The sequence below is a fragment of the Providencia sp. PROV209 genome (assembly GCF_028479485.1).
GTDB lineage: Bacteria > Pseudomonadota > Gammaproteobacteria > Enterobacterales > Enterobacteriaceae > Providencia > Providencia alcalifaciens.
Map to the genome: position 1 here is coordinate 21,991 of NZ_JAMPNR010000011.1, position 15,745 is coordinate 37,735.

The 15,745-nt window shown below is 45.6% G+C and carries 17 protein-coding genes; 13 read left to right on the forward strand and 4 right to left on the reverse strand.

Annotation, left to right across the window (positions count from 1 at the left end; translation table 11 throughout):
• Nucleotides 1-14: 14 nt before the first annotated feature.
• The 4 genes from nrfD to nrfA are packed head-to-tail and all read right to left on the reverse strand — an operon-like array spanning nucleotide 15 to nucleotide 3,687.
• Nucleotides 15-971 (reverse strand): cytochrome c nitrite reductase subunit NrfD, encoded by a 957-nt coding sequence (nrfD, locus tag PR795_RS07765; RefSeq protein ID WP_181480137.1) that lies wholly within the window; start codon nucleotides 969-971, stop codon nucleotides 15-17.
• Nucleotides 968-1,639: a cytochrome c nitrite reductase Fe-S protein gene (nrfC, locus tag PR795_RS07770; RefSeq protein WP_006660691.1), complete on the reverse strand. Its 672-nt coding sequence runs from the start codon at nucleotides 1,637-1,639 to the stop codon at nucleotides 968-970. Before nrfC ends, nrfD begins: the two co-directional genes overlap by 4 nt.
• Nucleotides 1,636-2,208 (reverse strand): cytochrome c nitrite reductase pentaheme subunit, encoded by a 573-nt coding sequence (gene nrfB / locus PR795_RS07775; RefSeq protein ID WP_006660692.1) that lies wholly within the window; start codon nucleotides 2,206-2,208, stop codon nucleotides 1,636-1,638. Before nrfB ends, nrfC begins: the two co-directional genes overlap by 4 nt.
• Nucleotides 2,209-2,253: 45 nt before the next feature.
• Nucleotides 2,254-3,687, reverse strand: a complete 1,434-nt coding sequence (gene nrfA, locus PR795_RS07780) for an ammonia-forming nitrite reductase cytochrome c552 subunit (protein WP_006661113.1) — start codon at nucleotides 3,685-3,687, stop codon at nucleotides 2,254-2,256.
• 757 nt (nucleotides 3,688-4,444) lie between these two features.
• Between nrfA and napF the strand changes: the two genes are divergently transcribed.
• From napF to PR795_RS07845, 13 genes are all read left to right on the forward strand, one after another.
• A complete protein-coding gene (gene napF, locus PR795_RS07785) occupies nucleotides 4,445-4,936 on the forward strand; it encodes a ferredoxin-type protein NapF (RefSeq protein WP_181480136.1) in 492 nt (163 codons plus the stop codon).
• Nucleotides 4,926-5,189: a chaperone NapD gene (gene napD, locus PR795_RS07790; RefSeq protein WP_036952105.1), complete on the forward strand. Its 264-nt coding sequence runs from the start codon at nucleotides 4,926-4,928 to the stop codon at nucleotides 5,187-5,189. The genes napF and napD overlap by 11 nt, the downstream gene beginning before the upstream one ends.
• Nucleotides 5,186-7,672 (forward strand): nitrate reductase catalytic subunit NapA, encoded by a 2,487-nt coding sequence (gene napA / locus PR795_RS07795; RefSeq protein WP_272516791.1) that lies wholly within the window; start codon nucleotides 5,186-5,188, stop codon nucleotides 7,670-7,672. The genes napD and napA overlap by 4 nt, the downstream gene beginning before the upstream one ends.
• 6 nt (nucleotides 7,673-7,678) lie before the next feature.
• Nucleotides 7,679-8,374, forward strand: a complete 696-nt coding sequence (gene napG, locus PR795_RS07800) for a ferredoxin-type protein NapG (protein WP_006661116.1) — start codon at nucleotides 7,679-7,681, stop codon at nucleotides 8,372-8,374.
• Complete coding sequence (napH, locus tag PR795_RS07805; protein WP_181480135.1) at nucleotides 8,361-9,224, forward strand: quinol dehydrogenase ferredoxin subunit NapH; 864 nt, start codon at nucleotides 8,361-8,363, stop codon at nucleotides 9,222-9,224. Before napG ends, napH begins: the two co-directional genes overlap by 14 nt.
• Entirely contained in the window at nucleotides 9,221-9,670 is a 450-nt protein-coding gene (gene napB / locus PR795_RS07810; protein ID WP_006661117.1) for a nitrate reductase cytochrome c-type subunit, read from the forward strand. Before napH ends, napB begins: the two co-directional genes overlap by 4 nt.
• A 9-nt stretch (nucleotides 9,671-9,679) precedes the next feature.
• The gene (gene napC, locus PR795_RS07815; protein ID WP_006660700.1) at nucleotides 9,680-10,282 is read left to right on the forward strand and encodes a cytochrome c-type protein NapC; all 603 of its coding nucleotides are present in this window, start codon (nucleotides 9,680-9,682) and stop codon (nucleotides 10,280-10,282) included.
• A gap of 137 nt (nucleotides 10,283-10,419) precedes the next feature.
• Nucleotides 10,420-11,163 carry a heme ABC transporter permease gene (locus PR795_RS07820; protein ID WP_006660701.1) on the forward strand — a complete coding sequence of 248 codons (744 nt, stop codon included), beginning with the start codon at nucleotides 10,420-10,422 and terminating at the stop codon, nucleotides 11,161-11,163.
• A complete protein-coding gene (ccmD, locus tag PR795_RS07825; RefSeq protein ID WP_006661118.1) occupies nucleotides 11,156-11,368 on the forward strand; it encodes a heme exporter protein CcmD in 213 nt (70 codons plus the stop codon). Before PR795_RS07820 ends, ccmD begins: the two co-directional genes overlap by 8 nt.
• Entirely contained in the window at nucleotides 11,365-11,844 is a 480-nt protein-coding gene (gene ccmE, locus PR795_RS07830; protein ID WP_006661119.1) for a cytochrome c maturation protein CcmE, read from the forward strand. Before ccmD ends, ccmE begins: the two co-directional genes overlap by 4 nt.
• Nucleotides 11,841-13,772 (forward strand): heme lyase CcmF/NrfE family subunit, encoded by a 1,932-nt coding sequence (locus PR795_RS07835; RefSeq protein ID WP_006660705.1) that lies wholly within the window; start codon nucleotides 11,841-11,843, stop codon nucleotides 13,770-13,772. The genes ccmE and PR795_RS07835 overlap by 4 nt, the downstream gene beginning before the upstream one ends.
• Nucleotides 13,769-14,326, forward strand: a complete 558-nt coding sequence (dsbE, locus tag PR795_RS07840) for a thiol:disulfide interchange protein DsbE (RefSeq protein ID WP_006660706.1) — start codon at nucleotides 13,769-13,771, stop codon at nucleotides 14,324-14,326. The genes PR795_RS07835 and dsbE overlap by 4 nt, the downstream gene beginning before the upstream one ends.
• On the forward strand, nucleotides 14,323-15,399 hold the full coding sequence (locus PR795_RS07845) for a cytochrome c-type biogenesis protein CcmH (protein ID WP_181480133.1): 1,077 nt from the start codon (nucleotides 14,323-14,325) through the stop codon (nucleotides 15,397-15,399). Before dsbE ends, PR795_RS07845 begins: the two co-directional genes overlap by 4 nt.
• Nucleotides 15,400-15,745 lie beyond the last annotated feature (346 nt).

Sequence of the window (15,745 nt, forward strand, 5' to 3'; positions counted from 1 at the left end):
TTTATTTAGCTTGGTTATGCGACGGTCAATTGCCCTGCGTATAGCACAAAGAAACGCAGGAAAAATACGCCAATTAAGCTAGCGCCACTGACCACGAAAACCCGAAAGGCTTGGCTGCCTTTTTGTTGCCATTTCTTTAAGGCTAGAGGAATTATAAAGCCAATTCCCACAACACCCAGCCAGAACCACCACGTCCAAAAACCGCCACCTAACGCGGCGACTAATGAGCGTAGTTTACCGTCATCGCCTAATGCCAGCCCGACGAAGAATGCCGCTAGTAAAAATATTTCTAACCATACTACAAAACTTTCTACGCGATGCAAAAAGGCCGTTTCTGGGTTATGGATATTTTGACGGTAGCACAGGGCGATAGCCAATAAGCTGACGGCAAGCCCCGACGAAATTCCCGAAAATAAGAAGAGTGCCGGTAGTATCGGGTTGTTTAAGAACGGATAGGATTTGAGTGCAGATAGCAAGAACCCGGTATAAGCACCCAATAAAACCGCCAAAACCAGCATAGCGATATCTAACCCACGCATGACTCGGCTTAACCAACCTAAGACCCGAGGCAAAATGGTCAGTTTAGGTAGCCATTTTTGTTGTAATCCGATTAACTCTTGCTCATAAATTTTAGCGAGCCAAACGACGAGTACCGCCATGTACACTTGGAATAGCATGACCCCCATAGACATTACGGAGGTTGGGCTGTAATGAAACATCAATTTCCAGAACGTCCATGGACGGGTTAGGTGAAAAATGAGGATCAATAAACCAAGAATAATGGTTGTTGGTGCTAAAACCAGCGTAGTACGCATGATTGTGCTCGTGCTGGTGGCTGAGTTAGGCACATATTGGCGCATCAAAACCGCCAGCACGACGAGGCCCGCAGAGATACCAATCAGAAAGAGGTAAACGGCGATTGGCCAGTCCCAAACTAAGGATTCAAAATGGAAAGCGGAAGCGGTTGTCATTGGCTTACCTCCCCGTATTTAAAGGGAACACGGTACATTTTCGGTTTAGTCCCTAGCGCAATTTTGAATCGATAAGTCGGTTTTTCATTGAGCATTAACGAAACCGCGCTGTTTGGGTCATCTAAATTGCCGAATACCAGTGCTTTGGTTGGGCACGCTTCCACACAAGCGGGCTGTTTTCCATTTTTGAGATTGGTTTTACGGCAAAAATCACACTTGTCGGCGGTTTTGCTAATAGGGTGAATAAATCTGACGCGATAAGGGCAGGCTGCGATACAGTATTGGCAGCCGACACAGAGGTCAGGGTTAACATCCACGATCCCCGTTGTTTTATCGATAAATGAGGCACCGGTTGGGCAAACATCGACACAAGGGGCGTGTTCACAGTGCTGGCAAGAGTGGCGGAAGAAACGATATTTGATATCGGGAAATTGACCGATTGGTTCACTGCGAATAATCGTCAATCGTGATACGCCTTCTGGAACTTGGTTGACTTCCCGACATGCATCCATGCAAGCAGTACAGCCGATACACAGTGTTTCATCGTGGATCATGCCATAACGCACCCCGTCAACCTTCATGGTATTGGCGAGGGAATGCCCCGCCACACCGCCTACCGCCGCCAGTGCGCCTGAATAGATTATGAATTGACGACGAGAACAACTCATGGCTGCTCCTTAAGGACATTGACCGCAGCGGGATTAAAGTTCGGGTTATCTCGCTGATCTGAATGGCAATCTACACAGATTTTGACCTTACCTTTATCGTTTAACTCTTTCATCATGTCTTGTTTTGGGTGCAAGTCATGGCAGCTAGCACAGGCGACTTTGGTAACGTGAACATCATGTGGCCAAAACGCTTTTTGCAGCTGTTCCGGTAGGTGGCAAGATAAACAAACGCTATTTTGCTGTTCCACGCTGTACATTGGCTCATTAAACCGCATGACATCCTTGACGCCTTCACGGTGATTAGGACCTGGTTTGCCATGGCAATTGGTACAGGTAACCGGCAAATTATTATTCGGGTTGATGACCTCGGCATGTGTGCCATGCATGCCTTCTTTATCAGGTTTATGGCAATCTAGGCAGGCATTATCTGGGTTACGCTGTTGCGTGACCTGCCAGCGACCATCCTTGCTGGCTTCTTCAGCCATTTGTGGTGTTGCAGACGCTGATATTGCCCATAACAAGCCTGACGCCAGCACCCCAGCAGTTAATAACGAACGTAGTACGCCCATATTCACTCCATTGGTTGTCGCACCCCAGCGAACTGGGGGGGGTGGTTATTTGGCTAACAGGTCGTTTTTACGAGCCTGTGCATCCCATTCAGGCACCACAGTCTTTAAAAACTCTTGTTTGTCGGCGTTAATTTTTTGCATATCCAAGCCAATGGCTTGTTGCGCTTTCTCTTTAGTGGAGATATCAGGGATCGCAATTTCATGAGTAATGCCTTTTGAACCCAGTAAGCGCGCGAGCTTAGTTCGAGCATCTGCGGCTTTGTCCATCGCCCCACCTAACATACGTAACCCTTCATCAGGGGCATGCATGTGAATACCATGAGATGCAATAGCCAAATCCCAGCGCCACTGCGCATGACGGATATCAGCTAGGATATCTTTCATTTCTGCATCTGTTGCACCGGCATCCCAAGCGGCTTTCGCTTCAAAGTGAGCGCGTACTAACTGATCTTCCACTTTGATTTTCATCTCCTGAATCGCTTTTTTACGCTCAGCAACGATACTTTGGAGTTGTTCCTTGCTTTGTGTATGGCAGCTACTACAGGTTTGATCAAAGTTATCGAATGGATTGCCAATTTTATGGCTGGTGTACAGTTCACCTTTTTCGTTTTGTAATTTCGGCATGTGACAGTCAATACAAGTGACATTGTTCTTGCCGTGAATACCCGCGCTCCAAGTTTCATATTCAGGGTGTTGTGCTTTGAGCATTGGGGCTTTAGAAAGGGAGTTTGTCCAGTCAGAGAAGGCAATATTATCGTAGTACACCTCCATGTCTTCGACTTTGGTTCCGTTATCCCAAGGGAATTTCACCGCTTTGGTTTCACCTGAGAAGTAGTATTCTACGTGGCATTGACCGCATACCATGGATTGTTGGTCGAAGCGACTTGCTTTGTCGAATGGTTTTCCAATGGCTTCCATTGCGCGCTCAGCGTACGGACGGGAAAGTGTGAGTTCTGGTTTGCCTTTTGCAAACTCTGGTGAGTCTGTCTTATGGCAATCTGCACAACCGAGTACGTTAACAACTTCAGGGCCACCTTTCGCCCATTTCCCTTTAAAATAGCCATCTTCGCCATGTTCTTGAATGAGCCTTGCGACGTCAGGGCTTTTACAGCTCCAACATGCCATAGGAAGGGGACCATCTTCCGCATTTTTCGGGGCGCCAGTACGAAGTGTTTCGCGCACGTCGATGATGGCATAAGCGTGACCACGCGGTTTATTATAGTCACGAGAGAAAGGATACCCAGCCCATAGAATGACTAAGCGGGGATCTTCAGCCAGCGCATCTTCCCGTTGTGACTGCTCAGAGGTGGCTCGCCATGAATGGTACTGATCTGGGTGAGCTGCCTCGAAAGTTTCGTTTCGAGCGTTAATGGTTGTTACGGAATCTTTAGTTTCAGTTTGTGCCTGTACAGAGGTAAACAGAAATATTCCTGCAAGCACACTAAGTAGGTACAGTGCATTATTTCTTATCTTTGCCATAAGGGCCTCGAGTGTTTTTAAGCCAGCCATCCCATTAGCTGTATTTATTTTTATAATTGATAGCAATCGCACTGTTGCTATCAGACAATCGCCAACTTATATAATTAGCAAAAAACCACACAAAAAATATTGTCTTTGATCAATAATTAAAATGAGTTTACTTTTTAATCGAAGAGAAATAATTAAAATGGCGGGAATTTAATAAATAAAAAAATATCTAATTTGGTTTTTTAAAAGAATTATGTAAATTTACCATTTTAAATGGGAATGATTGTCATTTGCCTGAGGTTGTTTTTTATCTGACTGAAATCTATAATAAATTAATCTAAATTCAATATAATTCGTAAATAGTCTGGTCAATTTTTGAATTAAAACGTGCGTAAAATCAAAAAAAGTAAATATAGTTTTTTGCAAAAGTGCTCATCATATACCACTTTAGTGGTATTAATTTTCATTAATTATAAAATCGACTATTAAAAATAAGGTTTAATTTAGCAAATCATATTTATGAAATGTTAATGAATAATTATAAAACAGCCCTGAATCCTTATTTCTTGATATTTGCATTTCACGGATGATGTAAAACCTCAAAGAATGACTGCTTTTTCTATAATAATGCAGAAAATTAGATTACCTACTAGGTAGTATGTATTTTTGATAGTTAGCTAATTAATATTTACGATAATAATCATATAAAAAGTACGGTTTATCAGATTCTTTTAGCAGTTTTTGGTTGGGCAATGTAAAGGAAACAAACATGGTTGATATCACCCGTCGGGGAGTTTTAACGGGGGCTTGGCGTAATGCCGCACCCGTAATTCGACCACCATGGAGTGGTAGTGAGGCACGTTTTATTGAACTGTGTACTCGCTGTAACCAGTGTATCGAGAGTTGTGAAACCGCGATTTTGCAACCAGGTCCTGGTGGCTATCCCATGGTCGATTTTCAGCGTGGCGAATGCACGTTTTGTTATGCATGTGCAGAAGCCTGTCCTGAACCCATATTCCTTCCTCAAGATACCCAGCCTTGGAGCATCAAGATTTCCATTGGGCAGCACTGTCTGGCGTACAAATCCATTGAATGTCGTCGCTGTGAAGACAGCTGTGAGCCTCAAGTGATTGCCTTTCGTCCATCACTGACCGGTATTTACCAGCCAAAAATAGATATGCAGGGCTGTACAGGTTGTGGCGCTTGTGTCGCGGGATGTCCTGTATCAGCCATTACCATGGAGCATGAAGATGCACAATAACTGGCAAGTTTGCAGTTTGATTGTTCAAGTCAAAAGTGAACGCATTCCAGCTGTGACAGATGAATTACACCAAGAACCCAACTGCGAAGTGGCTATTTCCTCGCCTGAAAATGGCAAGTTAATTGTGGTTGTAGAAGGGGAAGACAGCAAAACGCTTTTAGATACTATCGATTTTATCCGTGATATCGATGGTGTATTGGATGTTTCACTGGTTTATCACCAGCAGGATGAGCAATGTGAGGAAAAAGTATGAAACTTAGTCGTCGTAGCTTTATGAAAGCCAATGCGATAGCGGCCGCTGCTGCGGCGGCAGGTGTTGGCGTACCAAGTATTGCGAAAGCAGTGGTTGGTCAGCAAGAAAGCATCAAATGGGACAAAGCACCTTGTCGCTTCTGCGGTACAGGCTGTGGGGTCTTAGTTGGAACACAAAACGGTCGTATTGTGGCGAGCCAAGGTGATCCTGAAGCGCCAGTTAACCGTGGTTTGAACTGTATTAAAGGTTACTTCTTACCAAAAATCATGTACGGAAAAGACCGTTTAACTCAACCGCTTCTGCGTATGAAAGACGGTGAGTACGATAAAAACGGTGAATTTACGCCAATTACATGGGAAAAAGCCTTCGATGTGATGGAGGAGAAGGTTAAAACGACCCTGAAAGAGAAAGGTCCTGAAGCTATCGGGATGTTTGGTTCAGGGCAATGGACTGTATGGGAAGGTTACGCCGCTTCCAAACTGTTCAAAGGTGGCTTCCGTTCAAATAACTTAGACCCGAATGCGCGTCACTGTATGGCATCTGCGGTTGTTGGCTTTATGCGTACTTTTGGTATGGATGAACCAATGGGCTGTTACGATGATATCGAACATGCCGATGCTTTTGTGCTGTGGGGTTCGAACATGGCGGAAATGCACCCAATTTTATGGTCACGCATTACCAACCGTCGTTTATCCAACCCAGATGTACGCGTTGCGGTGTTATCTACATTTAAACACCGTAGTTTTGAGCTCGCAGATAACGGTATCGTCTTTACGCCACAATCTGACTTAGTGATCCTCAACTACATCGCGAACTACATTATTCAAAATAATGCGGTGAATCAGGACTTCCTTGATAAACACGTTAACTTACGCCGTGGCGTGACTGACATTGGTTATGGCTTACGTCCAACGCACCCATTAGAGAAACAAGCCAAAAACCCTGGTTCGGATGCGTCTGATCCAATGACGTTTGAAGAGTATAAAGCGTTTGTTGCGGAATATACTCTCGATAAAACGGCAGAAATGACCGGTGTACCAAAAGACCAGTTAGAAGCGTTAGCGAAACTGTACGCAGATCCAAACGTGAAAGTGGTTTCTTACTGGACGATGGGCTTCAACCAGCATACTCGTGGTGTTTGGGCGAATAACTTAGCGTATAACCTGCACCTGCTGACAGGTAAAATTTCTCAACCAGGCTGTGGACCGTTCTCCTTAACCGGTCAACCATCAGCTTGCGGTACTGCGCGTGAAGTGGGAACGTTCTCTCACCGTCTGCCTGCTGACATGGTGGTCACTAACGAAAAACACCGTGAAAAAGTCGAAAACGTTTGGAAATTACCAGCGGGAACTATTCCTGAAAAAGTGGGATTACATGCGGTTGCTCAAGACCGTGCCTTAAAAGATGGCAAACTCAATTTCTATTGGGTGATGTGTAACAACAATATGCAGGCGGGTCCAAATATTAATGAAGAGCGCATGCCTGGTTGGCGTGACCCTCGTAACTTTATTGTGGTCTCTGACCCATACCCAACAGTCAGCGCACTGTCTGCAGACTTAATTTTACCAACAGCAATGTGGGTAGAAAAAGAAGGCGCTTACGGTAACGCAGAACGCCGTACTCAATTCTGGCGTCAACAAGTTCCTGCACCGGGTGAGGCTAAATCTGACTTAATGCAGATGGTATTGTTCTCTCGCCGTTTTAAAGCAGAAGATGTCTGGCCGGAAGAGTTATTGGCGAAGAAACCAGAATACCGCGGTAAAACCCTGTACGACATTCTGTTTGCTAACGAGTCAGTGGCTAAATTCCCAATTACGGAATTGGCAGCAGACCAACTGAATGATGAGTCTCGTGAATTAGGTTTCTACCTGCAAAAAGGGCTGTTTGAAGAATATGCGAGCTTTGGTCGTGGTCATGGTCATGACTTAGCTGACTTTGATGCATACCACAAAGCACGCGGTATTCGTTGGCCAGTTGTGGACGGTAAAGAAACTCAGTGGCGTTATAGCGAAGGTAATGACCCTTACGTTAAAGCCGGACAAGGTTTCCAATTCTACGGTAAACCAGATGGTAAAGCGGTGATCTTTGCGCTGCCATTTGAGCCAGCGGCAGAAGCGCCAGATGAAGAGTACGATTTATGGTTATCGACTGGGCGTGTTCTTGAGCATTGGCATACCGGAAGTCTGACTCGCCGTGTCCCTGAGTTGCACCGTGCTTTCCCTGAGTCCGTGGTGTTTATGAATCCATTGGATGCAAAAGCGAAAGACTTGCGTCGTGGGGATAAAGTCAAAGTGCTTTCTCGCCGTGGTGAAGTGCTTTCAACGGTGGAAACCCGTGGTCGTAACCGTCCACCAAAAGGTTTGATTTATATGGCATTCTTCGATGCATCTCAGTTAGTGAATAACCTCACTTTGGATGCAACGGATCCGTTATCGAAAGAGACGGATTATAAGAAATGTGCCGTTAAACTGGAAAAGGTGTAATTGCGTATGTCCCAGAAACCGGGTTCCCAGAATAGTCGCCGCCGTTTTTTGCGTGATGTTGCTCGCGCAGCGGGTGGACTGGCGGCTGTTGGTGTGGTACTGGGGCTGCAGCAACAAACCTCCCGAGCGAGTGGAGTCCATCTTCGCCCGCCGGGAGCTTTAGATGAAAGTGCCTTTGCAAGTGCTTGTGTGCGCTGTGGTCAATGTGTGCAGGCTTGTCCTTATGACATGTTGAAACTCGCGACATTGGCGTCAGGCATGGCAGCTGGAACACCGTATTTTGTTGCTCGTGAAAATCCTTGTGAAATGTGTGAAGACATTCCTTGTGCCAAAGTGTGCCCAAGTGGTGCCTTGGATAAGGATATTGCATCTATTAATGATGCACGCATGGGGTTGGCAGTATTACTCGATCAAGAAAACTGCTTAAATTTTCAAGGGTTACGATGTGATGTGTGTTATCGAGTTTGCCCTGTCATTGACGAAGCTATCACACTGGAACTTGAGCAAAACCATCGAACGGGTAAACATGCACGTTTCTTACCTACTGTGAACAGTAATTACTGCACTGGATGTGGTAAGTGTGAGCAAGCGTGTGTGCTCGAAGAGTCGGCAATCAAGGTATTACCGCGATCGCTAGCAAAAGGGGAATTAGGTCACCATTACCGTTTTGGTTGGCTGGAGGGAAGCAATGGCAAATCGTAAGCACGATGCCGGACGTGAGGCTCTGGCGAAAAAAGGGTGGTGGGGAAGCCATAAATGGTTGGTGCTAAGACGCACAAGCCAACTGTTAGTATTAGCCATGTTTTTAAGTGGTCCATGGTTTGGCGTGTGGATCTTGCATGGTAATTACAGTAGCAGTTTATTGCTCGACACGATCCCGCTAACGGATCCGCTAATTACTCTTGAAAGCTTAGCAAGTGGTTACTTACCGGGAATTTCTGCATTAATCGGTGCTGGGATTGTTTTCGGGGTGTATGCCCTGTTAGGAAAACGTGTTTTCTGTAGTTGGGTATGTCCTGTTAATCCGGTGACGGATGCAGCGGCATGGTTACGCCGGAAATTCGAATTCAACCAATCCGCTACTATTCCTCGTTACATTCGCTATGTTTTGCTGGGTGTTATTTTACTGGGTTCAGCATTAACTGGAACGTTACTATGGGAATGGATTAACCCCGTTTCTTTGATGGGTCGCAGCCTGATTTTTGGTTTTGGCAGTGGCACTTTAGTTTTAATTGCACTGTTTCTATTTGATTTATTGGTCGTGGAACACGGTTGGTGTGGTCATTTATGCCCGCTAGGCGCGCTGTATGGTGTGGCTGGCTGTAAAGGGGCTTTAGTGGTGACCGCCCACAAAAAAGAGCAGTGTAATCGCTGCATGGACTGTTTCCACGTTTGCCCTGAACCGCAAGTTTTGCGCGTTCCGGTTCTTGATAAACAAGCCCCAGCGCAGATCACAGCGAAAGACTGCACGACTTGTGGTCGCTGTATTGATGTTTGTTCTGAGGACGTTTTTAAAATAACACTAAAATGGAGTTCGGGAGCTAAATCATGAAAAACCCTGTCCTGAAAAGAACTTTAAGCCGTTGGATAGCAGGCATGGCCGTTGTCGTGAGCAGTTTTGCTTGGTCGGCTAATGGAGTCGATCTGTCTCAATCACCAGAAGTATCAGGTACACCAGAAAGCGGCATTCATATTCCTAAAGAGCAGGAAAAGATGGCGCTGAACTACGTTAACCAGCCACCTATGATCCCTCATAGTGTTGAAGGGTATCAAATTACCACTAACACTAACCGTTGTTTACAATGCCACGGTGTTGAAAACTATCGCACTACAGGTGCACCACGTATTAGCCCAACTCACTTTATGGATGCATCTGGTAAAGTGTTAGGCGAAGTGGCTCCGAATCGTTATTTCTGCTTACAGTGTCATGTTCCTCAATCTGATACTGCGCCGATTATCGATAATACCTTTACCCCATCTAAAGGCTTTGGGAAATAAGGGGCAGACATGACAAATAAAAGTGATAAACCGGGATTCATCCGCCGGATTTGGCAATGGTGGTGGCGCCCAAGCCGCTTAGCATTGGGAACGTTGTTGATTATCGGTTTCGTCGGTGGGGTTATTTTCTGGGGCGGTTTTAACACCGGAATGGAAAAAGCCAACACAGAAGAGTTCTGTATTAGCTGCCATGAAATGCGTGAGAACGTCTATGAAGAGTATATGGATACCATCCACTATACGAACCGTAGTGGTGTGAGAGCAACATGTCCTGATTGCCACGTACCGCACGAGTTTGTGCCTAAAATGGTAAGAAAAATCAAAGCCAGTAAAGAGTTATACGGTAAGATTTTTGGCGTGATTGATACGCCTCAAAAATTTGAGGCTCACCGTTTAGAGATGGCACAGAACGAATGGCGACGGATGAAGGATAATAATTCCCAAGAATGTCGTAATTGCCATAACTTCGATTATATGGACTTCACCGCTCAAAAAAGCGTGGCAGCAAAAATGCATGACCAAGCTTTAAAAGACGGAAAAACCTGTATTGATTGCCATAAGGGTATTGCGCATAAACTACCGGATATGCGAGAAGTCGAACCTGGCTTCTAGAAAATAGGCTAGTTGGTCATTTGGCTAACTAGCCTAAGTTGTATTTGTGATAAATCAATAAAATTACGTGGTTTTTGTGTATTGTAGCTAATATTAGAGCACAGCATTTTTGCGAGACAAATCGGGGCTATTAAACTATGTGGAAAAAGCTTCACCAATTAGCGATTCCAATGAACCTATATCGATTATGTGGGCGGCTTGCTCCATGGTTTATTGTGTTAAGTGTGATCTTTCTGGCTGTCGGCTGGGTTTGGGGCTTTGGTTTTGCACCAACCGACAAAACACAGAGTGATAGCTACCGGATCATGTATATTCACGTCCCTGCTGCAATGTGGTCAATGGGCATTTATGCCACAATGGCGATTACCGCCTTTGTGGGGCTTGTGTGGCAGATGAAAATTTCGGAGTTAGCGATTGCCGCCATGGCACCTGTTGGTGCTGTATTTACCTTTATCGCATTAGTCACGGGAGCCACATGGGGAAAACCGATGTGGGGGGCTTGGTGGGTATGGGATGCACGCTTGACGTCTGAATTGATCTTATTATTTCTCTATGTCGGGGTGATTGCCTTATGGCATGCCTTTGATGATCGCCGTACCGCGGGGAAAGCGGCGGCAATTTTAGTGTTAATTGGCGTGATTAATTTACCGATTATTCACTACTCCGTGGAATGGTGGCAAACGTTGCATCAACCTTCTACGCGTATGCAAGAAAGCATTAATCCTGCGATGCGTACACCATTGCGTTTAGCTATTTTAGGATATTTATTCCTGTTTATTTCATTAACGCTAATTCGTTTGCGTAGCCAACTGTTAATATTAGAACGAAATCGACCTTGGGTACTGGAATTAGTCATGAAGCGAGGAAACCACCATGAATAGTGCTTTTGCCTCTTGGGGAGATTTCATCGCCATGGGTGGTTATGGATTTTATGTCTGGTTAGCCGTTGCGCTAACCCTTTTGCCGTTAGTGGCGCTGTGTATCCATACCTACATTCAACGAAAAATGATTTTTAACGCAATTGTTCAGCAACAAGCGCGTGAAGCAAGACAAAAAGCCGCCAGAGCGCGCAGGGAGGGGATGTGAATATTCGTCGCCGTAACCGATTGTGGTTAGTATCATCGATTATTTTAGGTGTTGGGCTTACATTTTCATTGGTGTTATACGCTTTAAGTTCCAGTATTGACCTGTTTTATACTCCAGGCGAAGTGATTTATGGTAAACGGGAAACCCATAAGGTACCTGAAGTTGGGCAGCGTTTGCGGGTTGGTGGCATGGTGATGCCAGGCTCTGTTGTGCGTGACCCTGATTCCCTGAAAGTGACTTTTACTGTGTATGATGCAGAAGCTGAAATTGATGTGAGCTATGACGGTATCTTGCCTGACTTATTTAAGGAAGGACAAGGCGTCGTTGTTCAAGGCGAGTTAGAGCCGAATAACCATGTGATGGCGAAAGAAGTGTTAGCGAAACACGATGAAAACTATACGCCGCCAGAGGTTGAGCAAGCTATGCAAGAAAACCATAAACGTCCTGCTGCAATGTATAAGGACAATGCATCATGATCCCAGAGATTGGTAATATCCTGCTGTGTTTATCATTAGGGATCGCCGTATTACTTTCTTTTTATCCATTATGGGGGGTGTCACGTAATGATACCCGCTTAATGGCAGCATCTAGACCATTAGCATGGTTGCTATTTCTTTGTCTCGCAGGGGCATTTTTAGTTCTGGTTAATGCCTTTGTGGTGAATGACTTCTCTGTCACTTATGTGGCTAATAACTCCAACACGCAATTGCCAATTTGGTATCGAGTCGCTGCCACATGGGGTGCCCATGAAGGATCTCTGCTGCTATGGGTATTATTAATGAGCGGCTGGACATTCGCGGTGGCGCTGTGCAGTTACCGTATGCCTCTCGATATTGTGGCGCGAGTGCTGGCCATTATGGGGATGGTCAGTGTCGGTTTCTTGCTATTCATTATTTTTACCTCAAACCCATTTTCGCGGACGTTACCCGCATTCCCAATAGAAGGGCGTGACTTAAATCCTCTGTTGCAAGATCCTGGGTTAATTTTCCATCCTCCGCTACTGTATATGGGATATGTCGGCTTCTCAGTGGCCTTTGCCTTTGCGATAGCAGCGTTACTCAGCGGGCGTTTAGATAGCTCTTTTACGCGTTTTGCTCGCCCTTGGACATTAGCCGCATGGTTCTTCTTAACGCTGGGTATTATGTTGGGCTCCGCATGGGCCTATTACGAATTAGGCTGGGGGGGCTGGTGGTTCTGGGATCCGGTAGAGAACGCCTCATTCATGCCATGGTTAGTCGGTACGGCTTTGATTCACTCATTGTCAGTGACAGAGCAGAGAGCCACTTTTAAAGCGTGGTCATTGTTACTGTCAATCTTTGCCTTCTCCCTCTGTTTACTCGGCACGTTCTTAGTCCGCTCAGGCGTCTTGGTCTCGGTGCATGCCTTCGCTTCCGATCCTGCTCGTGGGTTGTTTATTCTCGCCTTTATGGTGCTAGTGATTGGCGGTTCGCTATTAGTATTCGCGATACGGGGTCATAAAGTGCGTTCTAAGGTCAATAACGCATTATGGTCTCGGGAGTCCCTGTTACTGGGAAATAACGTGATTCTAACAGCAGCAATGCTGGTGGTGTTGTTAGGGACGTTACTGCCGTTGGTCCATAAGCAAATTGGCTTGGGGACGATTTCGATTGGTGAGCCGTTCTTCAACACTATGTTTATCGCGTTAATGGTGCCATTTGCCTTGTTATTAGGTATTGGACCACTAGTACGTTGGGGTCGTGACCGCCCAGCGGCTATCCGTAAATTGTTGATAATTGCATTAGTGCTTACGCTAATTCTCTCTTTCCTGCTGCCTTGGTTAATGCAAGACAGAGTGGAAGCGCTGACAGTATTGGGCTTGATGATGGCATGCTGGATTGTGATTTTGGCTTTTGCCGAAATGAAAGTGCGCATCAGTAAAAAAATCAAATTGACTTCCAGTTATTGGGGAATGGTTCTGGCACACCTTGGTTTGGCAGTGACCATCGTGGGTATCGCCTTTAGTCAAAATTACAGTATTGAACGTGATGTGAAAATGAAGCCGGACGATAGCATTGCTATTCGTGCATATACCTTCGTATTCAACGGGGTACATGAAGCGGATGGTCCAAACTACCAAGGCGTGATTGGTACCATCACCGTAAAAGAAAATGACAAAGTGCTGACGACATTACACCCAGAGAAACGTTTTTACAGCACTAGCCGTGCAGTGATGACGGAAGCGGCTATCGATGGTGGCTTTACTCGTGACCTGTATGCAGCGCTGGGGGAAGAGATTTCTCCGAATGTGTGGACATTACGCTTGTACTATAAACCATTTGTTCGTTGGATTTGGTCTGGTGGCGTTCTAATGGCAGTGGGCGCATTGTGTTGCCTGTTTGATCCGCGTTATCGTCGTCGCAAGTTACAAGGGGAATCTGTATGAATCGCAAAGTATTTTTAATTCCTTTTGTTATTTTTGCGGCGATTGCAGCCGTGCTGTTGTGGCAATTGGTGCGTAATGCAGAAGGGGATGACCCTCGTTTGCTAGAATCGGCTTTAATTGGCAAACCCGTGCCAGTGTTCCGTTTGGAGTCTTTGGAGAATCCGGGACAAGAATATGACACAAAAGCCCTTATTCAAGGACAGCCAATTTTATTGAACGTTTGGGCAACATGGTGCCCAACGTGCCGTGCTGAGCACCAGTATTTGAACCAACTAGCATCACAGGGTATTCGTGTTGTGGGATTAAATTACAAAGATGATCGCCAAAAGGCCATTGTTTGGCTGCGTGAATTGGGTAACCCTTACGCGCTAAGTTTATTCGATGGGCAAGGTATGCTTGGGCTTGATTTGGGTGTGTACGGTGCGCCAGAGACCTTTTTAATTGATGGGCAAGGCATTATTCGTTATCGCCATGCTGGCGCGGTTGATGAGCGCGTTTGGCAAAACGAATTGAAGCCATTGTGGGACCGTTATAGCAAGGAGGCAACTCAATGAAATACGTGATTGCCTTGATGATGTGGGCATTGAGTGCTGGCGTCAGTTTCGCGTCTACGGAAGTGTTCACTTTCGAGAATGAGCAGCAAGAGCAACAATTTCGTAAATTGACGGAAGAGTTGCGTTGTCCAAAATGCCAAAACAACAGTATTGCAGACTCGAATTCAATGATAGCACTCGACTTGCGTCAGAAAGTGTATGAGCTGATGCAAGAGGGGAAAAGTCGTGATGAAATCATCGATTATATGGTGGCTCGTTATGGCTATTTTGTGACATATAACCCACCCTTAACACCGCTGACTGTGATGTTATGGGGATTACCTTTCGTTGCTATCGGGGTGGGGGGATGGCTGATTTATGCGCGCTCTAAAAAACGCGTGAGAGCCAGTCAAGTTGCTCAGTCTGATGACGATGATGCATTATTACCGGAAGCTAGCCGTGCGAGCGCTTGGGTATACCTTCCGGGTATCGTGATTGCGCTGGGTGTGGCAGGAGCCGCATATTACCAAGTCGGCAACTACAGTAAGGTTAAAGATTGGAATATCGCTTACCAGCAAGCACCAGCGCTGTTAGATAGAGCGTTAAATGCCAATGAGCTTCCCCTGAATAATGAAGAAATGGAGCGTTTGGCTCTTGGGCTGCGTACGCGTTTACAGGAAGACCCGCAAAATATTGAAGGGTGGGTGATGTTAGGGCGTATCGGGATGGTGCTAGGTAATGCCACCATGGCAACCGATGCTTATGGTCGTGCTTATCGTTTATCACCAGACGATGATGCCGTAGCGCTTGGTTATGCTGAGGTATTAACCCGTTCTTCTGATCAAAGTGATAACCAAGAAGGCAATGAATTGCTCAAAAAGCTGATTACTAAAAACCGGACTAACGTCAAAGCGTTGAGCTTGTTTGCTTTCAATGCATTTGAGCAAGCACGTTACCCTGAAGCGATTTCCGCTTGGCAAATGATGTTAAAGCTACTGCCTGAAAATGATCAGCGCCGAGGCATTATTGAGAAAAGTATCGAGCAATCTTTAATGATGTTGCATGAGAAGAAAGATGCGCCAGAAGGAAAGTAATGAAGCACTTGGGCATCGATGATTAACGATGTTCAATGTTTGGTCAGATCGAGAAATGCCAATCAGTGATACGGGTTGGCATTTTTCTTTAGGGTTGTACTGCGGATTATGCCACTTAATACGGATATGGCTGCGATCTGTGGGGCAGCATGCTTCATGACAGGGTGGGCATTGTATGTGGACGGTGGTGTGTCGGTAAGTAAATAACGAGTTGGATGACATATAGATAAAAACTAACGGATGCTTAGAGGGCAGTTCTTAACTCGGTGAAGTTAGTTTTTTCATATGAATTGAGAGCTCTGTTTCGCCTTAACAATAATGGCAAAAAATAATAACAATAGACCTC